The 18271-nt window shown below is 74.0% G+C and carries 13 protein-coding genes and 1 pseudogene; 9 read left to right on the forward strand and 5 right to left on the reverse strand.

Annotated features, from left to right (window positions below):
• Positions 1–147: 147 nt before the first annotated feature.
• Positions 148–1407 carry a cytochrome P450 gene (locus tag JAO84_RS28075; RefSeq protein ID WP_370415308.1) on the forward strand — a complete coding sequence of 420 codons (1260 nt, stop codon included), beginning with the start codon at positions 148–150 and terminating at the stop codon, positions 1405–1407.
• A gap of 498 nt (positions 1408–1905) precedes the next feature.
• Positions 1906–2712, forward strand: a complete 807-nt coding sequence (locus JAO84_RS28080) for a BTAD domain-containing putative transcriptional regulator (protein WP_370415309.1) — start codon at positions 1906–1908, stop codon at positions 2710–2712.
• A gap of 7 nt (positions 2713–2719) precedes the next feature.
• On the opposite strand, the gene JAO84_RS28085 is transcribed toward JAO84_RS28080, so the two are convergent.
• Genes JAO84_RS28085 through JAO84_RS28095 form a run of 3 tightly spaced genes read right to left on the reverse strand, consistent with a single transcriptional unit; the run spans position 2720 to position 4760 of the window.
• Positions 2720–3406, reverse strand: coding sequence for a FadR/GntR family transcriptional regulator (locus JAO84_RS28085; protein WP_370415310.1), 687 nt, complete (start codon positions 3404–3406; stop codon positions 2720–2722).
• Complete coding sequence (locus tag JAO84_RS28090; protein ID WP_370415311.1) at positions 3403–4167, reverse strand: thioesterase II family protein; 765 nt, start codon at positions 4165–4167, stop codon at positions 3403–3405. Before JAO84_RS28090 ends, JAO84_RS28085 begins: the two co-directional genes overlap by 4 nt.
• Positions 4168–4202: 35 nt before the next feature.
• On the reverse strand, positions 4203–4760 hold the full coding sequence (locus JAO84_RS28095; RefSeq protein ID WP_370415312.1) for a TIGR00730 family Rossman fold protein: 558 nt from the start codon (positions 4758–4760) through the stop codon (positions 4203–4205).
• Between the two features lie 219 nt (positions 4761–4979).
• Here JAO84_RS28095 and JAO84_RS28100 point away from each other — a divergent pair.
• A pseudogene (locus tag JAO84_RS28100) lies at positions 4980–5402 on the forward strand (4'-phosphopantetheinyl transferase superfamily protein); the annotation flags it as partial.
• A 161-nt stretch (positions 5403–5563) separates the two neighbouring features.
• On the opposite strand, the gene JAO84_RS28105 reads toward JAO84_RS28100, so the two are convergent.
• Together JAO84_RS28105 and JAO84_RS28110 are read right to left on the reverse strand one after the other, a co-directional pair.
• On the reverse strand, positions 5564–7354 hold the full coding sequence (locus JAO84_RS28105) for a (2,3-dihydroxybenzoyl)adenylate synthase (protein ID WP_370415313.1): 1791 nt from the start codon (positions 7352–7354) through the stop codon (positions 5564–5566).
• On the reverse strand, positions 7351–7626 hold the full coding sequence (locus JAO84_RS28110) for an acyl carrier protein (RefSeq protein ID WP_370415314.1): 276 nt from the start codon (positions 7624–7626) through the stop codon (positions 7351–7353). The genes JAO84_RS28105 and JAO84_RS28110 overlap by 4 nt, the downstream gene beginning before the upstream one ends.
• A gap of 283 nt (positions 7627–7909) precedes the next feature.
• Here JAO84_RS28110 and nadA point away from each other — a divergent pair, with 283 nt between their 5' ends.
• The 6 genes from nadA to JAO84_RS28140 are packed head-to-tail and all read left to right on the forward strand — an operon-like array spanning position 7910 to position 18239.
• The gene (gene nadA / locus JAO84_RS28115) at positions 7910–8935 is read left to right on the forward strand and encodes a quinolinate synthase NadA (protein ID WP_265865033.1); all 1026 of its coding nucleotides are present in this window, start codon (positions 7910–7912) and stop codon (positions 8933–8935) included.
• The gene (locus tag JAO84_RS28120; RefSeq protein WP_370415315.1) at positions 8932–10557 is read left to right on the forward strand and encodes an L-aspartate oxidase; all 1626 of its coding nucleotides are present in this window, start codon (positions 8932–8934) and stop codon (positions 10555–10557) included. Before nadA ends, JAO84_RS28120 begins: the two co-directional genes overlap by 4 nt.
• Positions 10554–10712 (forward strand): hypothetical protein, encoded by a 159-nt coding sequence (locus JAO84_RS28125; RefSeq protein WP_370415316.1) that lies wholly within the window; start codon positions 10554–10556, stop codon positions 10710–10712. Before JAO84_RS28120 ends, JAO84_RS28125 begins: the two co-directional genes overlap by 4 nt.
• Complete coding sequence (gene nadC / locus JAO84_RS28130) at positions 10709–11635, forward strand: carboxylating nicotinate-nucleotide diphosphorylase (RefSeq protein ID WP_370415317.1); 927 nt, start codon at positions 10709–10711, stop codon at positions 11633–11635. Before JAO84_RS28125 ends, nadC begins: the two co-directional genes overlap by 4 nt.
• Positions 11632–17304, forward strand: coding sequence for an SDR family NAD(P)-dependent oxidoreductase (locus JAO84_RS28135; RefSeq protein ID WP_370415318.1), 5673 nt, complete (start codon positions 11632–11634; stop codon positions 17302–17304). Before nadC ends, JAO84_RS28135 begins: the two co-directional genes overlap by 4 nt.
• Entirely contained in the window at positions 17301–18239 is a 939-nt protein-coding gene (locus tag JAO84_RS28140; RefSeq protein ID WP_265865036.1) for a 3-hydroxyacyl-CoA dehydrogenase family protein, read from the forward strand. Before JAO84_RS28135 ends, JAO84_RS28140 begins: the two co-directional genes overlap by 4 nt.
• Positions 18240–18271 lie beyond the last annotated feature (32 nt).

The raw sequence follows: 18271 nt of genomic DNA on the forward strand, positions 1-18271 counted from the left end.
CGGCGACTGTAGCAACGGGGGGCGGGAATTCCGCTAAAGGACGGCTAACCGGTGGGGTAAGCGGGGCCGGGCACGGTGCCCGCTGAGGTGAATAATTCGGCCGCGGTGCCGTTTGCCGGCCAGGGGATTACCGGCATGGTGGACCGCATGACGAACCACGCCTTACGCCCGGTCGACGCATTGTTCACGTCCGGGGTCCGGGAGAACCCCGTCCCGGTCTACCGTGCCTTGCACGCGGGCGGGCCGGTGCACCGGCTGAACGACGAGTGGGTGGTCGTCTGCGGGTACGCGGAGGCGGACGAGGTGCTGCGCAGTCCCGTCTTCCAGGTCAAGGACAGCGCGTTCCGCGAGCGGACCCGGCCGGGGTGGATCGCCGCACACCCCTCGGCGGCCATGATCGGCGACTCGGTCATACGGGCCCGGGCACCGCACCACGAACGCGTCCGGCGGCTGCTGAGCCGGCCGCTGACCTCCCGCCGGGTGGCCGGACTGCGGGAGGCCGCGCTCGGTCACACCCGCCGCCTCCTGGACGGCCTGGCCGAACGGGCGGCCGGCGGTGGGCCGGTGGACTTCGTGGACGGCTTCGCCTATCCGCTGCCCATCGCGCTGATCTGCGAGCTGCTGGGCGTGCCCGCCGGGGACCGCGGCTGGTTCCGCGACCGGGCCACGGACCTCTCGTACGTGCTCGAACCCGCGGGCCGGGAACGCGACCTGAGCAGGGCCGACGCCGCGGCGAGCGGACTGATGGAGTACTTCGCGGGTCTTGTCGGCGAGCGGCGCGCGCGGCCGGAACAGGACCTGATCAGTTCCCTGGTCCAGGTGAGCGACGCCGACGCCGGCGCCGGCGCCGACGCCAACGCCGACGCCGACGGCGCACGGCTCGGCGAGCGCGAACTGGTGGTGAACCTGGTGCTGATGCTCGCCGCGGGCTTCGAGACCACCGCGAGCCTGCTGGCCAACGGGCTCGGCGTGCTCCTCGACCGGCCGGCCGACCGGGACCGGATCGCCCGGGACCCCGCGGCCGCGGCGGCCTGTGTGCAGGAGGTGCTGCGCCACGACCCGCCCGCGCAGGTCACCGACCGGTGGGCGACCGAGGACACGGCGCTCGGCGGCATGCGGATCGCCGAGGGCACCCAGGTGCTTGTCCTCCTCGGCGCGGCGAACCGGGATCCCCGCCGCTTCTCCGACCCCGACGTCTTCGACCCCGGCCGCCCCGCAGGTCCGTCGCTCTCCTTCGGCGCCGGACCGCATTTCTGCCTGGGCTCCGCGCTCGCCCGTATGGAGGCGGAAGTCGCTTTCCACGAGCTGTTCGCGCGATTTCCCGCGATGGCGCTCGCCGGGACGCCCTCGCGCACCGACCGGCTGGCTCTGCGGGGATATGCGTCCCTGCCGGTGACCCTCGGCTGAGACACGACCGGCGCGATGCGAACTCGCCCGGCGGTGTGTGCAAGATCACCTCGGCTTCCGCTCCGCTTCGCCTTTGCTCCGGCAGACACCGCGCAGGTCCAGGCCATGCCCGGGGGATGTGGCCCGGCTCCGGTTGTGCTCCGCTAAAGCGGCAGAAAAACCAGACCGCGCGGTACGGTTGAACTTGGCGAAGAGTTTACCCGGCTGGATCAGTGTGTCACTTTCCGCCGCTCCCGATCGGTGTCGCATGCGGGTGGAGAAGCGGTCCCTGCGAGGCGCGGAGAGCTGGGATCGGTAGTAAATGTCCTGATTGGTGCCTTGTGGCGCGGTCATTGTACGAGAATGGTGCCGCGTAAGGGCAATTTGCGTTCGCGGCCGAAACTTGACGGCCCCGGTTCCTTCTGCTGAAGATCAAACCGGCCGCGCGGTTCGTGCGGTCGGCGTCACGTGTGTGCACCGTTCAGTTGCGCAACTGTGCACACATGGCAAGTAGGGGGAATGTTCGTGAAGATACAAATTCTTGGACCACTCGAAGTGAAGAACGACGACGGAGAGGGGGTAACTCCTAGCCCCCTGAAGCTCCGTTCCCTTCTCGCGGCGCTGTGCGTCAGTTCCGACCGTCCGGTCACCGCACCGCACCTGATCGATGTGCTGTGGTCGGACGAGCCGCCGCGCACGGCGTCCACCGCCCTGCAGGTCTATGTCTCGAAATTGCGCAAGCATTTCCAGGGCGTCGGAATCGACCCGGGCGTGCTCGCGACCACGCCGTCCGGCTATGTGTTCCGCCCGGGCGCCCAGGTGATGGACTGCGACGGCTTCGACTCACTGGTGGCGAAGGCCCGTTCCGCGGCCGCGGCCGGCCGCGCGGAGGAAGCGGCGAGCGTGTTCTCGGAGGCCTTGGCCCTCTGGAACGGACCGGCGCTCGCCGACCTCCGGGACGTGCCGGCCCTGCGGGACTACGCCCAGCAGATGGACGAGCGGCGCAACGCGGTGTACGAGCAGTGGCTCGAGCTCGAGATCGGCCTTGGGCGCCACTCGATGCTGACCAGCGAGCTGTACGGGCTCATCGCCGAGAAGCCGATCTGGGAGAACCTCTACTTCTTCCTGATGATCGCCCTCTACCGCAGCGGCCGCATCTCCGAATGTCTGGACGTCTACAACCGCATCCGGCGCATTCTCATCGAGGAACTGGGCATGGAGCCCGGCCCGCGGCTGCAGAACCTGCATCACGCCGTGCTGTCCAGGGAGCCGTGGCTGGAGCCGTCCGCCGCGCCGCTGGCGGCCGTGGGCGCGCGGGCATCGTGACGGCCCGTCAACCCGCCGCCGCGGGGACCGTGTTCCGCTGTCGCAGCAGCGCGGACAGATGGGCGCCCGCCTCGGCCGCCGCCCGCTCGGCGTCGCCGGCCCGCACCGCTTCCAGAAGCCTGCGGTGGAAGGCGAGTCCGGGCTCGGCGCCGCACGGATCCACGCAGGTCAGCACGCTGGCCAGCACCGCCTCGTAGAAACCGCGGTACAGGCCGGCCAGGACGCTGTTCCCCGTGAACTCCACGAGCGCCATGTGGAACGCGGTGTCCAGCTGCGCCAGGGTCTCCCACCGGCCCGCCCGCGCCACCGCCTCGCACTCCGCGAGCCGGGCCTCAAGGGCCCGCAGACCGTCCTCGTTCCGCACGTCGGCCGCGAGCCGCGCCGCCTCGACCTCCAGGCCGCGCCGCACCTGGAGCACGTCGCGCAGCTCGGCCGTGCGCAGGCGGCGCAGGGCGCCGGACAGCTCGCTGGTGGCCCGTACATACGTGCCGCTGCCCTGCCGCACCTGGAGGAGACCGGAATGCGAGAGCGCCCGGACCGCCTCGCGGACGGTGTTGCGGGCCACCTGGAGTTCGTCGGCGAGCACCGGTTCGGTGGGGATGCGGTGGCCCACCGGCCAGGCGCCGGCGGTGATCCGCTGCCGCATGTGCTCGATCACCTGGTCGACCAGGAGGGCGCGGCGGACCGCCGTCACGACGAGAGCCTCGCCTCGAGCTCGGAATTCAGCACGGAGAGGAACGTCTCCGCATTGTCCCGGAGGAAGAAATGTCCGCCCTCGATCTCATGACAGCGGAAGCCCGCCGTGGTCTGCTCGGCCCAGGCGCGCACGTGCTCGATCGGCGCGAGCCGGTCGCCGGGGCTGGTGAAGGCCGTGATCGGGTACGGCAGCGGAGCCTCGTCGCGGTACCGGTAGGTGTCCACCACCGCCAGGTCGGCCCGCAGCGTCCGTACCACCATCGCGCGCAGCTGCTCGTCCTCGAAGACCCAAGCCGGCGTGCCGTGCATCTCCATCACCCGCTGGACGAACTCCTCCTCCGGGAGGTGGTGGATGGCGGGCCACGGCGGCGTGATCTGCGCCGCTCCGCGGCCCGACACGATGACGAACTCGGGCGCCGGGCAGCCCTCGGCGCGCAGCCACCGCGCGGTCTCGAAGGCCAGCAGGCTGCCCATGCTGTGCCCGAAGAGGGCGTAGGGCCGGTCGGTGCGCCCGGCCAGTACGGTGCCGAGCCGGGCGACCACGTCGTCGAGCCGCCGCGCCGGCTCCTCGCGGAACCGCTCCTCGCGGCCGGGCAGTTGTACGGCGTTGACCTCCACCCCGGCCGGCAGCCGGTGCGCCCAGCCGCGGTACATGGACGCGCCGCCGCCCGCGTACGGCACGCAGAAGAGCCGCAGCCGGGCATCGGTGTCGGGCCGGGGGGTGATCAGCCACGGGCTCGTGCGGTTCGTGGTTTCCATGGTGTTCTCCGGGACCTTTCCGTGGGTGGGCGAGCTCAGCGCGTCGTGGCGGCGGGCAGCCGGCCGGCGCAGGTGTCCAGGGCGTCCGCGACGGTGCGCACCTGCCGTACCGCCGCCAGCGAGCGCTCCGTCACGAACCCGCGCGCCCGGGCGTCGGCGACCCAGCCGAGCAGGCCGCCGAAGTGGTCGTCGGGGTCGAGCAGGACGAGGGGTTTGGCGTGCGCCCCGACCATGCGTTCCGTCCAGGCCGTGAAGATCTCGTCGCAGGTGCCGAGGCCGCCCGGCAGCGCGAGCAGCGCGTCGGCCTCGTCGCACATCCGCTGCTTGCGGGCGCTCATGCCCCGGGCGACCACCAGCCGGTCGCTGTCCCGGTCGGCGCGGTGCAGCAGCGAGTCCGAGACGATCCCGACCGTCTGCCCGCCGGCCGCCCGCGCGGCGGCGGCCACCGCGCCCATCATCGAGACGTGCTCGCCGCCGGAGACCAGCGTCCAGCCGCGGGCGGCGACCGCCGTGCCCACCTCTTCGGCCAGCCGGACGTACCGGGCGTCGACCGCGTCCGAGGAGCTGCAGAAGACACACACCGAAAGAGCCATGGAAACCGTCCCGTCCGATCCGTTGTGCACAGGAGTCAAAGGAGTGGTGCTCGCGTGAGGGCCGTCGTCGAGAAGAGTGCGGAACTGCCGCACGGGACCGTCCACGTGTGGTGGGGGACGGTGGGCGAGCTGCGCCCGCACCACCGCGACCTGCTCGGCGCGGAGGAGCGGGAGCGCCTCGCGCAGCTGGTCAGGCCCGATGCGGTGGCCCGGTTCGTGATGGGCTGCGCCCTGATCAGACGGGCCGTGGGCGGCTACACGGGCCTCGCGCCCCGTGACGTACCGGTCGTCCGGGCCTGCGACGGATGCGGCGGACCGCACGGCAAGCCCCGGGTGGCCCTGGACGAGTCCTTCGAACTGTCCCTGTCCCACTCGGGCGACCACATCGCCCTCGCCGTGGCCCGGGAGACACCCGTGGGCATCGACGTCGAGTGCGACGACGGAACCATCGACCTGCCGGGACTCGCGCCCCGCATGCTGGCGCCCGCGGAGACGGCCGCCTACCGGGAGCTCCCGGAAACCGCGCGCCGGCGCCGGCTGCTCTCGGTGTGGACGTGCAAGGAGGCGGCACTGAAGGCGACCGGTGACGGACTGCGGTTCCCCATGAACCGGCTGGGCGTCGACGATCCGGAGGGCGCGCCGCGGCTCACGCACTGGGAGGGCCGGCCCGGGCTCGCCGAGGAGATGCGGCTGGCCCGGCTCGACGCGCCGCCCGGCTACGCCGCGGTGCTCGCCGTGCTCGGACCGCCCGGATTCGCCGTACGGCACGGGGAGTTCGCGGACCTGACCGGGGCCGACGCGCCTCATGAGCGGGCGGCCCGGTCGGCCGCCACCAGCCGCGCGGCCTCGGCCCGCAGCGCCACCTTGTTCACCTTGCCGACGCCGGCCAGCGGCAGCGCCTCCACCGGTACGAGCCGCTCCGGCAGCTTGTAGCGGGCAAGCCCCTTGTCCTCCAGGTGGCGCCGCAGCACGCGCAGGGCCGGCAGGCCGTCCTCGGTGCCCACGGCGAACAGGCACACGGCTTCCCCGTACAGCGGATGCGGCATCGCGACCGCCGCGACGGCGCGGACGCCCGGATGGGTCAGGACGACGGCCTCCAGCTCGTCCGCGGGGATCTTCTCGCCGCCCCGGTTGATGACGTCCTTCACCCGCCCCGCGACCACCAGATTGCCGCTGGGGTGCAGCCGCACCAGGTCGCCGGTGCGGTAGTAGCCGTCCGCGGTGAACGCGCGGGCGTTGCCCTCGTCCTCGCCGTAGTAGCCGGCCAGCACGCTCGGGCCCCGGGTGAGGAGTTCGCCGGTCTCCCCGGGGCCGACCTCGCGGCCGGACTCGTCGACGACGAGGAGGTCGTCGCCGGGGGCGGAGGGGCGGCCCTGGGTCTCGTCGACCACCGCGTCCGGGTCGTCGAGCCGGGTGAAGTTCAGCAGGCCCTCGCTCATGCCGTAGACCTGCTGGACCTGACAGCCCAGCCGCTCGCGGACCCGGCGGGCGGTGGTGGCGTCGAGGCGCGCGCCACCGATCTGCAGCACCTGAAGGCTCGTCAGATCGTAGGTGCCCTCCTCGGTGCCCTCCTCGGCGGCGGCGAGCCACTGGAGCAGGACCGCGGGGGCGAGCGCGCAGTGCGTCACCCCTTCGCGCTCGACGAGCGCGAGGGTCCGTCGGGGGTCGTCGGGGGAGTCGAGGACGATCCGGCCGCCGCGCGAGAGTGTGCCGAGGATCCCGGGGTGGCCCAGGACGAAGCTGTGCGAGGCCGGCATCACCGCCAGGTAGACGGACGACTCGGTGAGCCCGGACACCTCGGCCGCGGAGTCGATCACATGCCCGAACGCCTCGTGGGGGCGGGGTATCGCCTTCGGCGGGCCGGTGGTCCCGCTGGAGAGCAGGAACAGTGCGTTGTCCCGCGGAGAGGGCGGCTCCGGGGCGTCGCCCGCGGCTTCGTCCGCGGCGTTGCGCGGCCCGTGGTTCGGGGCCTCGACGCCGGGCAGTACGCCGCCCAGGGCCAGCGCCGTGAGGTCGGCCAGGCCCGCCGGGGCCGGTGCGTCCGTCCGGGCCGGTGCGTCCGTCCGGGCCGGCGTGTCCGTACGGACCGGCACGTCCGGGTCCGCCGTGCTCCGGTCCTCGCGGGTCACGAGCAGGGTGCGGATGCCCGGGTGGCGCTCCCGCAGGCGCTCGGCCATGGCCAGATGGTCGAAGCGGCGCGAGCGGCGCGGCACGGCCAGCGCGACCGGCTTGGTGACGCTCAGGACGTGCTCGAGTTCGTGCTCGCGCAGCGCCGGCAGGGCCACCACCGGAGGCGCGCCCAGCCGGATCAGGGCGAGCGTGGTGACCACGTACTCCAGGCCGTTGGGCAGCTGGACGAGCACATGGTCGCCGCGGCCGATGCCGAGGCCGCGCAGCCGGGCCGCCGCCGTGTCGACGGCCGTGGCGAGTTCGCCGTACGTGAGGCGGTCGCCGCCGTCGACGACGGCACAGCGGTCCGGGTGGGCCGCCGACGCGGCGAGTGCCACGTCGGTGACGAGCTCGGGTCGCCACCAGCCGCGCCGGCGGTACTCCTCGGCGCGCTCCGCGGGGACGCGCACGGTGCCGTCGGTCATCGGGCGCCCTCTCCGGCGGCCTCGGCCCCGGCTCCGGCCGCGTTCCCCGCCTCCCGGTCGATCGCCCCGGCCAGTTCGGCCAGGGAGTAGTCGTGCCGGTCCCAGAGGTCGACCCGCGCCCGCAGCCGCTCCTCGATCTCCAGCTCCAGCTGCGCGGTCTCGGTGGAGTCCAGGGCGAGACCGGACCGCAGCCGGCAGCCGGGCGTCAGCTCGTCCTCCGCCACGCCCAGCTCCATGAGAATGCTGCGCAGTTCATCGAGAGTCGCGTTCACAGAACCTCCTGGAGAAGGGCTTTCTCCGCGCGGGCTTTTGACGGTAAACCGGATGCCGGGCGGCCTTAATTCACGTGATGTGCCGTCATGCTAGCGCCCCGCCTGTTGCGATATTTCTCCGCTGCGCGGGAGTTCCGCACTTCTTTAGCGTCCGATATCCGGCCGACTGGCGAACTTTAAGTTCGGTTTTAGGCGGCTCGATTACGTTGTTTCTCTCGGACAAATTGGATCGCCAGGCTTTCGGTTGGAAGGGCTTGAACAGATGACGGCGGAAGCGAATCCCGTGCCGGCCACGTCCGGAACGGAGCGCGCGGAGGATGACCTGACCCCGTACGGCGGGGTGGTGGCCGATGCGGCCTGGCGCGATGAGGTGCTGCGGCTCGCCGAACAGCACAACGCGGTGATCCTCGCGCACAATTACCAACTCCCGGAGATCCAGGAGATCGCCCACCACGTGGGCGACTCCCTCGGACTGAGCCGGATCGCCGCCGAGTGCGACGCCGACACGATCGTGTTCTGCGGCGTCCACTTCATGGCGGAGACGGCGAAGATGCTGGCCCCCGAGAAGCGGGTCATCATTCCGGACGCCCGGGCCGGCTGCTCGCTGGCCGACTCCATCACCGCCGCGGAGCTGCGGGAGTGGAAAGCCGAGCACCCGGGCGCCGTGGTGGTCTCGTACGTGAACACCACCGCCGAGGTGAAAGCGGAGACCGATATCTGCTGCACCTCCTCCAACGCGGTCGAGGTGGTCGAGTCGATCCCGGCCGACCGCGAGGTCCTCTTCTGCCCGGACCAGTTCCTCGGCGCCCACGTCAAGCGCGAGACCGGCCGGCAGAACATGCACATCTGGGCCGGCGAATGCCATGTGCACGCCGGTATCAATGGGCCCGAGCTGGCCGACCAGGCGGCCGCCAACCCCGACGCCGACCTCTTCGTCCACCCGGAGTGCGGCTGCGCCACCTCCGCGCTCTACCTCGCGGGCGAGGGCATCGTGCCCGAGGAGCGGGTGCGGATCCTCTCCACCGGCGGGATGCTCGACGCGGCCCGCGAGACCGGGGCCCGCTCCGTGCTCGTCGCGACCGAGATCGGGATGCTGCACCAACTGCGCAAGGCCGCGCCGGAGATCGACTTCCGGGCCGTCAACGAGCGCGCCTCCTGCCGCTACATGAAGATGATCACGCCGGCCGCGCTGCTGCGCGCGCTGCGCGAGGGCGCCGACGAGGTGCACGTGGACCCGGAGGTCGCCGCGCGCGGCCGGGAGTCCGTGCGGCGGATGATCGCCATCGGCCGGCCGGGCGGTGGCGAATGACCGATCCGCGCTGGGCGGCCCGCGCGGACCTCGTGGTGGTGGGGACCGGCGTCGCCGGCCTCACCGCCGCGCTCACCGCCGCCGAACTCGGGCTGCGGGTCCTGGTGGTGACCAAGGGCGGTCCCGGCGACGGCAACACCCGGCACGCCCAGGGCGGCGTGGCCGTCGTGCTGCCGGCCGCGCACGAGCCCGGGGACACGGTCGGGCGGCACGCCCGGGACACCCACGTGGCCGGAGCCGGACTCTGCGAGCAGGACGCCGTCGAACGGATCGTCACCTACGGTCCTGACGCGGTCGAGCGGCTGCGCCGGACCGGCGCCCGGTTCGACACCGGCGACGACGGCGCGCTCGCCCGTACCCGCGAGGGCGGTCACAGCGCCTTCCGCATCCTCCGCGCCGGCGGCGACGCCACCGGCGCGGAGGTGGAGCGGGCCCTCCTCGCGGCCGCCCGTGACCGGCGCGTCGCCGTGCTGACCGGACACACCGCCCTGGACGTGCTGCGCACGCCCGGCGGCGCGGTGGCGGGCCTCGCGGTGCTCGACTCGGCCGCCGTGCCGGGCCTGATCAGCGCCCCGGCCGTGCTCCTCGCCACCGGCGGCCTCGGCCAGCTCTACCGGGCGACGTCCAACGCGGAGGGCGCCACCGGCGACGGGCTCGCCCTCGCGCTGCGCGCCGGAGCGAGCCTGGCGGACCTTGAATTCGTCCAGTTCCACCCGACCGTGCTGTTCACCGGCCCCGGCGCGCACGGCCGCCGGCCGCTCGTCACCGAAGCCGTACGGGGCGAGGGCGGCGTCCTGGTGGACACCCGCGGAGAGCGGGTGATGGCCGGCGTGCACCCGCTCGCCGACCTCGCCCCGCGCGACGTCGTGGCCGCCGCGATCACCCGCCGCATGGCGGAGACGGGCAGCGACCACGTCCTCCTTGACGCCACCCACCTCGGGCCGGAGGCCTTCCGGCGCCGGTTCCCGACCGTCCACGCCATGTGCGCCGCCGCCGGCGTCGACCCGTCGCGTGAGCCCATCCCGGTCGCGCCCGCGGCCCACTTCGCCTGCGGCGGAGTCGTCGCGACCGTCGACGGCCGCACCGAGGTGCCCGGCCTGTACGCGGCCGGCGAGGTCGCCCGTACCGGACTCCACGGAGCCAACCGGCTCGCCTCCAACAGCCTGCTCGAAGGGCTCGTGGTGGGGGAGCGGGCGGCGCGGGCCGCCGCGGCCGATCTGCGCGACCGCGCCCCGGCGGATCCGGACGCCGCCGGATGGCCGGACCGCACCGCGCCCGCGGCGGTGGCGGACCGCGCCGTCCTGCAGCGGACGATGACCCGCCACGCGGGCATCGGCCGCACCGCGGCCGGCCTGGCGGAGGCCGCCGGCACCGTCGCCGCCGTCTCCCACCGCCACCCGCTCGACTCGGCCCGCGCGGTCGAGGACGCGGCCCTCACCCTGGTGGCCGACGCCCTTCTCGCCGCCGCGGCCGAGCGCCGCGAGACCCGCGGCTGCCATGTCCGCACCGACTTCCCCGACACCGACGACACCGCCTGGGGCCGCTCGACGACCGTGCGCCTGGCCGAGTCCACCGGTCGGCCGGTCGTCAACCGTCCCGTTCCCGTGGGAGGAGCAGCATGATCGCCGAGGTCTGGTCGCCCGCGACCGACGAGCGGCTGCGCGCCGCCGGCGTCGACGTCGAGAGCGCCTGGTGCGTGGTCGTCACCGCGCTGCTGGACGGGTCCACCGGTCGGCCGGTCGTCAACCGTCCCGTTCCCGTGGGAGGAGCAGCATGATCGCCGAGGTGTGGTCGCCCGCGACCGACGAGCGGCTGTGCGCCGCCGGCGTCGACGTCGAGGACGCGCGCCGCGTCGTCGTCACCGCGCTGGAGGAGGACCTCCGTTACGGCGCCGACGCCACCACCGACGCCACCGTGCCCGCCGAGGCCGTCACCGAGGCGGTCGTCGGCTCGCGGCAGTCCGGAGTGCTTGCCGGGCTGCCGGTGGCCCTTGCCGTGCTCGACCTCGTCACCGGCGGCCGGTACGAGGTCGCCGAGTGCCGGGCGGACGGGGACCGGCTCGGCCCCGGTGACGTGGCGCTCCGGGTGACCGCACCCACCCGCGAACTGCTGCTCGCCGAGCGCACCATGCTCAACCTGCTGTGCCATCTCTCCGGCATCGCCACCCTCACGGCCCGGTGGACCGACGAGCTGGCGGGCACGGGCTGCACGGTCCGGGACAGCCGCAAGACCCTGCCGGGCCTGCGCCTGCTCGAGAAGTACGCGGTGCGCCGCGGCGGCGGCGAGAACCACCGTCTCGGCCTCGGCGACTCGATCCTGATCAAGGACAACCACATCGTCGCCGCCGGCTCGGCGGGCGCCGCGCTGCGCGCCGCCCGCGCCCACGCCGGGCAGCTGCCCTGCGAGATCGAGGTGACCACCCTCGACGAGCTCGACGAGGTGCTGGCCCTCGGCGCCGACGAGGTGATGCTGGACAACTTCACCGTCGAGCAGTGCGCCGAGGCGGTCCGCCGCCGCGACGCCGCGGGCACCCGCACCCGCCTGGAGGCCTCCGGCGGCCTCACCCTCGACGTGGCCGCCGGGTACGCCCGCACCGGCGTCGACCTGCTCGCCGTCGGCGCGCTGACCCACTCGGCGCCCGCCCTGGACCTGGGGCTGGACTTCGCCCCCCACACCGAAGGAGGAGAGGGGCAGCGATGAGCCGACGAGAGACGGCCACCGCCGACACCGCCACCGCCGACGTCCCCGACGACCGCATCGCGGTGGTCGGCATCGGCTGCCGGTTCCCCGGCGCCGACGGACCCGGGGCGTTCTGGCGCAATCTGCGGGACGGCACCGAGAGCGTCACCTTCTTCGACGACCGGCAACTGGCGGCCGCGGGCGTGCCGGAGGCGCTGCGCGCCGACCCCGCCTTCGTCGGCGCCCAGGCCGTGCTCGAGGACGAGTTCGGCTTCGACGCGGGCCTCTTCGGCATCAACCCCCGGGAGGCGGACATCATGGATCCGCAGCACCGGCTGATGCTGATGTGCGCGTGGGAGGCGCTCGAGGACAGCGGACGCCGTCCCGACCGGCTCGGCGGCAAGGTCGGCGTCTTCGCCGGCGGCTACCGCAGCGACTACCTCCGGCATGTGCGCACCGACGGCGACGCGGCCGCGGAGTTCGCCCGCGACGTCGCCAACGACAGCGACTACCTGGCGACCCGCGTCTCGTACAAACTCAATCTGACCGGCCCGTCGGTGACCGTGCAGACCGCCTGCTCCACCTCCCTGGTCGCCGTGCACCTCGCCTGCCAGAGCCTGCTCCTCGGCGAGTCCGACACGGCGCTCGCCGGCGGTGCCACGGTCCGCTCGGGCCACCAGCGCGGATACGTCTTCCAGCGCGGCGGCATCCTCTCCTCCGACGGGCACTGCCGCGCCTTCGACGCCGCCGCCGAGGGCACCGTCATCGGCGACGGCGTGGGCGTCGTCGTGCTGCGCCGGCTGGCCGACGCCCTCGCCGACGGCGACCCGATCCGGGCCGTGATCCTCGGCTCCGCCGTCGGCAACGACGGCGCCGACCGGGTCGGCTTCACCGCCCCGGGCGTACAGGGCCAGTCCGAGGTGATCCGCACCGCCCTGGAACGCGCCGGAGCACATCCCCACACCATCGGCTACGTCGAGACGCACGGCAGCGGCACGCCGCTCGGCGACCGCATCGAGGTCGACGCGCTCGACCGCGCCTTCCGGGCCGCCGGCTGGCGCGAGGGCGACTGCGCCCTCGGCTCGGTCAAGACGAACATCGGGCACACGCACGCCGCCGCCGGCATCGCCGGTCTGATCAAGACGGTCCTCTCGCTCCAGCACCGGATGCTGCCGCCGACCCTGCACTTCGAGCGGCCCAACCCGCGCATCCGCTTCGCCCGCACCCCCTTCCGGGTCAACGCCGAACTCACCGCCTGGACGGCCGACTCCGGCCCGCTGCGGGCCGGGGTCAGCTCGTTCGGGCTGGGCGGTACGGGCGCGCACGTCGTCCTGGAGCAGGCACCGGAGCCGGTCCGTGCCCAGGAGGACGGGCCGGACCGGGCCGAGCCCCGTGCCGACTGGCAGCTGCTTCCGGTCTCCGCCCGCACCCCGGAGGGCGCCGAGCAGGCTGCCGAGCGGCTGGCCGCACACCTCGCGGACCGGCCCGGCCTGCGGCTCGCCGACGTGGCCCGGACCCTCCAGGACGGCCGGAGCCACTTCCCGCACCGGCGGATCGCCCTCGCCCGCGACCTGGACGGGGCCGTCGCCGCACTGCGCGGCGGGTCGGCCGACGCCCTCTTCGCCGGCCGGGCGGCGGACGACGCTCCGCCGGTCGCCTTCCTGCTGACCGGTCTCGGCGACCAGTACCCCCAGATGGGGCGTCAGCTCTACGAGACCGAACCGGTCTTCCGCGCCGAGGTGGACCGCTGCGCGGCCCTGCTGAAGGAGCGGTCCGGCATCGATCTGCCCGCCGCGCTCTACCCCGGGCCGGCCCCCGCCCCCGCCGCCGAGCCGGACCAGGGACCCGACCTGCGCAGGCTGCTCGGCCGCGGGACGGACCCGGTCGACGGTCTGAGCGAGACCGAACAGGCCCAGCCGGCCCTGTTCGTCGTGGAGTACGCGCTGGCCAGGCTGCTCGAACACTGGGGGGTCCGGCCGGACGCCCTCATCGGCTACAGCCTCGGCGAGTACGTCGCGGCCTGCCTGTCGGGCGTGCTCACCCTGGAGGACGCGCTGACCCTGGTGGCCGCGCGGGCCGAACTGATCGGCCGGCTCGCCCCCGGCCGGATGCTCGCGGTGCCGCTGCCCGAGTCGCGGGTCCGCCCGCTGCTCGGCGAACGGCTCTCCCTGGCCGCGGTCAACGGGCCTGAGCTGTGCGTCCTGTCCGGAGAGCCGGACGCGATCGCCGCCGTCGAGGCCGACCTGGCCGCCGAGGGCGTCGCCGCCCGCCGGCTCAACGCCACGCACGCCTTCCACTCCGTCATGATGGAACCGCTCGTCGAGGAGTTCACCCGGCTGGTCGCCGGCTTCGCGCTCAAGCCGCCGTCCGTCCCGTACCTCTCCAACGTGACGGGTGACTGGATCACGGACGAGCAGGCCACCGACCCCGGCTACTGGGCCCGGCACCTGCGCGAGCCGGTCCGGTTCGCCGACGGCGTCCGCAAGCTGTGGGACGAGCCGGACCGGGTCCTCCTCGAAGTCGGCCCTGGCTCCACGCTCGGCGGCATCGCCCTGCGCAACCGCCCCGCCGAGGACGCCGCGGCCCAGCTGGTGCTCGCCACGCTGCCCCCGTCCTTCGACCGGCGCCCGGCGGCCGCCTTCCTGCGCGGCACGCTCGGCAAGCTCTGGCTCGCCGGGGTCCCGGTGCGGTGGCCCGCCCTCGACGGCGGCCCGGTCCGGGTCGCCCTCCCGACCACTCCGTTCGACCTGCGCGAGCACCGCGTCACGCCCCGCTGGGAGACCGAGCAGGCGCCGCCGGCGGCCCCCGCGCTGGTCCGCAAGGAGAACCTCGCCGAGTGGTTCTCCGTACCGGCCTGGGAACCGCTGCCGCCGCTGCTCGCCGGGGCCGGCGCCGCCGGAGAGCCCACCGACGAACCCGCCGACTGGCTGGTGTTCCTCGACGACCACGCGGTCGGCGACCACGTCGTCGCCCGGCTGACCGGGCGCGGACACCGGGTGGTGACGGTCCGGGCCGGCGACGCCTGGCACGAGCTTGGCGACGGGCGCTACACCGTACGGCCCGACCGCGCCGAGGACTACGCCGCCCTGCTGCGCGAGCTCGACCGGGCCGGCGCACTGCCGCGGCACATCGTGCACTGCTGGACCGTGACCGGCCCCGACGACGTCCCGGACCCCGGCGAGCTCCGCCGGCGGGCCTTCGACAGCCTGCTGTTCCTGGCCCAGGCGCTCGGCGCGACCGGCGCCGCCGGCGAGGTCGACGTCACGGTCGTCTCCAGCGACCTGCACCCGCTGCACGGCAGCGGCTCGCAGCCGGGCAAGGCCCTGCTGCTCGGCCCCACCCAGGTCTGGCCGCGCGAGTCGGCCGGCGTCGCCTGCCGCAGCGTGGACATCAGCCTCACCGCCCCCGCGAGCCGCCGTGACGTGCCCCGGGCCCTGGACGCCCTCGTGGCGCAGCTGCACCAGCCCGTCACCGACCACCAGATCGCGCTGCGCGGCACCGGCCGCTGGCGGCGGGTGTTCCTGCCCGCCCCGGTCGACCGCACCGAGCAGCCCCATCCCCGGCTGCGCCCGGGCGGCACCTACCTGATCACCGGCGGTCTGGGCGGCATGGCCCTGGAGCTGGCCGGGCACCTGGCCCGGACGGCCGGTGCCAACCTGGTGCTGGTCGGCCGGCACGGGCTGCCGCCCCGCGAGGAGTGGGACGCCCTGACCGCCGGGACGGGCACGGACGCCACGCTCGTCCGGCGGATCGAGCGGGTACGGAGCCTCGAGGAGTCCGGCGCCCGCGTCGAGGTCGTCCGCGCCGACATCACCGACGGCCCGGCCGTGGCCGCGGCGATGCGGCACGCCGTGGAGCGCTTCGGGGCCGTGCATGGCGTCGTGCACGCCGCGGGAGTGCCCGGCGGCGGCCTGATGCAGCTCAAGGACCCGGCGGCGGCCGCCGAGGTGCTCGCCCCGAAGGTGGAGGGCACGCTCGCGCTCCTCGACGCCTGCCGCCAGGTCGCGGCGGACCTGGACTTCGTCGTCCTGTGCTCCTCCCTGCTCTCCGTCACCGGCGGGCTCGGGCAGGTGGACTACTGCGCGGCCAACGCCTTCCTGGACGCCGTCGCCCACCACCACGACGCCCTCGGCGACCTGCCGGTCACGGCGATCGACTGGGACGCCTGGCGCGAGGTCGGCATGGCCGAGCGCACGGTCGGCGGGTCCGCCGGGGCGAACCCCGGCGCCGGCGCCGCCGCGGAGACCGGCCATCCGCTGCTCACGCGCCGGCTCACCGCCACCGAGCGGCACGCGGTCTACGCGGCCGACTTCAGCGCGGACCGCAGCTGGCTCGTCGACGAGCACCGCATGCTGGGCCACCCGGTCGTCCCCGGCACCGGTCACCTGGAGCTGGTCCGGGCTGCGGTGGCCGAGCACTCCGGCCGGGAGCCGCGGGAGCTGTCGGACATCACCTTCCTCTCCCCGATCGTGGTGGACGAGAACCGGCCCCGCGAGGTCCGGGTGGTGCTCGACCGCAGCGGAGACGCCTCTACGTTCTCCGTGGTCAGCCGGTACGACGGCAAGGCCGCCTGGCAGCTCAACTCGACCGGCCGGGCGACCGTCGGCGACCGGGGGGACCGGCCGGACACCGAGCGCCGCCACGCCGAGCGCCTGGACATCGCGGCCCTGACCGGGCCGGACGGCCTGCGCCCGGTGGAACGTCCCGTGCACGAGGGCCCGATGGGCTTCGCGGGCCGCTCGCTGTGCCTGGAGCGGATGTACGCCGGCGACCGGGAGTACCTGGCCCTGCTCGCGCTCCCGGAGCGGTACGCCCACGAGGTCCCGGAGCTGGCCCTCCACCCGTCGCTGATGGACCTCGCGACCGCCTTCGTCGGGGTGCACGCGGCGAAGGAGTTCCGCATTCCCATCTCGTACGGCCGGGTCACCCAGTACGCCCCGCTCACCGCCCGCGTCTACAGCCACCACCGCTATGCCGTGGCCGACGACCCGGCGCTCGAGACCCTCTCCGCCGACGTGACGATCACCGACGAGGACGGGCGTGTGCTGGTCGTCGTCGAGGGATTCGTCCTGAAGCGGACCGGTGACCTCACCGAACGCCTCGCGGGCCTGCGCAGCGGTACGTCCGAGGAGATCGTCGGCTACCGCTTCGCCGAGGCCGAGGCCGAGGCCGAGGACGAGGACGGGCCGGGGCGCGAGGCCCCGGGCGTCGCCTTCCTGCGGCAGCAGCTGGCGCAGGGCATCCGGCCGGACGAGGGCGTGGCCGCCTTCGACCGGATCCTGGCGGCGGCCCCGGGCCCCCAGGTCGCCGTGTGCACCCAGGACCTGGACGCGGTCATGGCCCAGGTGATCGCCGAGGGCGCGGGCGCGGGCCCGCGGGAGGACGCCGCCGGCGCCGCTCCGGCCGGCCCCGCCCACCCCCGGCCGCATCTGATGACCCCGTACACCGCCCCGCGCGGGGACACCGAGAGCGCGCTGGCCGCGCTCTGGCAGGACCTGCTCGGCCTGGACCGGGTCGGCGCGCACGACGACTTCTTCGAGCTCGGCGGGCACTCCCTGCTCGGCATCCAGCTCGCGGCGCGGCTGCGCGCGGAGCTGGGCGTCGACGTGGCCGTCGGCACCGTCTTCAACGCGCTCACGGTGGCCGGTCTCGCCGCCGTCGTGGACCGGCTGAAGGAGGAGGCGCGGTGACGGCCGCCCCGGCGAAAGCCCGCCCGGAGGACGAACGGAACGACAACGGCATGGAGGAGAACATGGAAGCGCTGCGCGCGGTGGGTGTGGCCGGCGCCGGAGTGATGGGCCGCGAGGTGGCCCAGGTGCTGTCCCAGCACGGACTGCGGGTCGTCCTCGTCGACGTCTCCGAGGAGGCGCTGGACGGGGCCCGCAGGGCCATCGAGCAGAAGGTCCGCTTCCAGCGGCTGCTGGGCGCCGGCGGACCGGAGGTCCCCGTCGCCGAGGTGCTGGAGCGGATCACCTTCGCCACCGACTACAGCGGGTTCACCGAGGTCGACTTCGTCATCGAGAACGTCACCGAGGACTGGGAGACCAAGCGCCGGGTGTACGAGGAGATCGACCGGCTCTGCCCGGAGCACGCCGTCTTCGCGGTGAACACCTCCTGCATCCCGATCACCAAGGTGGGCGGCGCGGTGTCGCGCCCGGACCGGGTCATCGGCACCCACTTCATGAACCCGGTCACGCAGAAGCCGGTCGTCGAGGTCATCCGGGGGCACCACACCTCCGAGGCGACCATCGCCACCACACAGCGGCTGCTCGCGGCCATGGGCAAGGAGGGCATCGTCGTCAACGACGCCCCCGGCTTCGTGTCCAACCGCGTGCTCATGCTGACCATCAACGAGGCGGCCTTCCTCCTCCAGGACGGCGTCAGCACCGTCGAGGACGTCGACCGGATCTTCAAGACCTGCTTCGGCCACACGATGGGGCCGCTGGAGACGGCCGACCTCATCGGCCTCGACACCATCCTGCTCTCGATCGAGGGCCTGTACGAGAGCTTCGCCGACAGCAAGTACCGGCCCTGCCCGCTGCTGCAGCGCATGGTCCACGCCGGACTGCACGGCCGCAAGAGCGGCCACGGCTTCTACGACTACGGCGGGCGGCCCGCCGCCTGACGCGGCCCCGCCCTCCACCCTCCCCCTCACCC

Source organism: Streptomyces fradiae, assembly GCF_041270065.1.
In the GTDB taxonomy this organism is placed as follows: Bacteria; Actinomycetota; Actinomycetes; order Streptomycetales; family Streptomycetaceae; genus Streptomyces.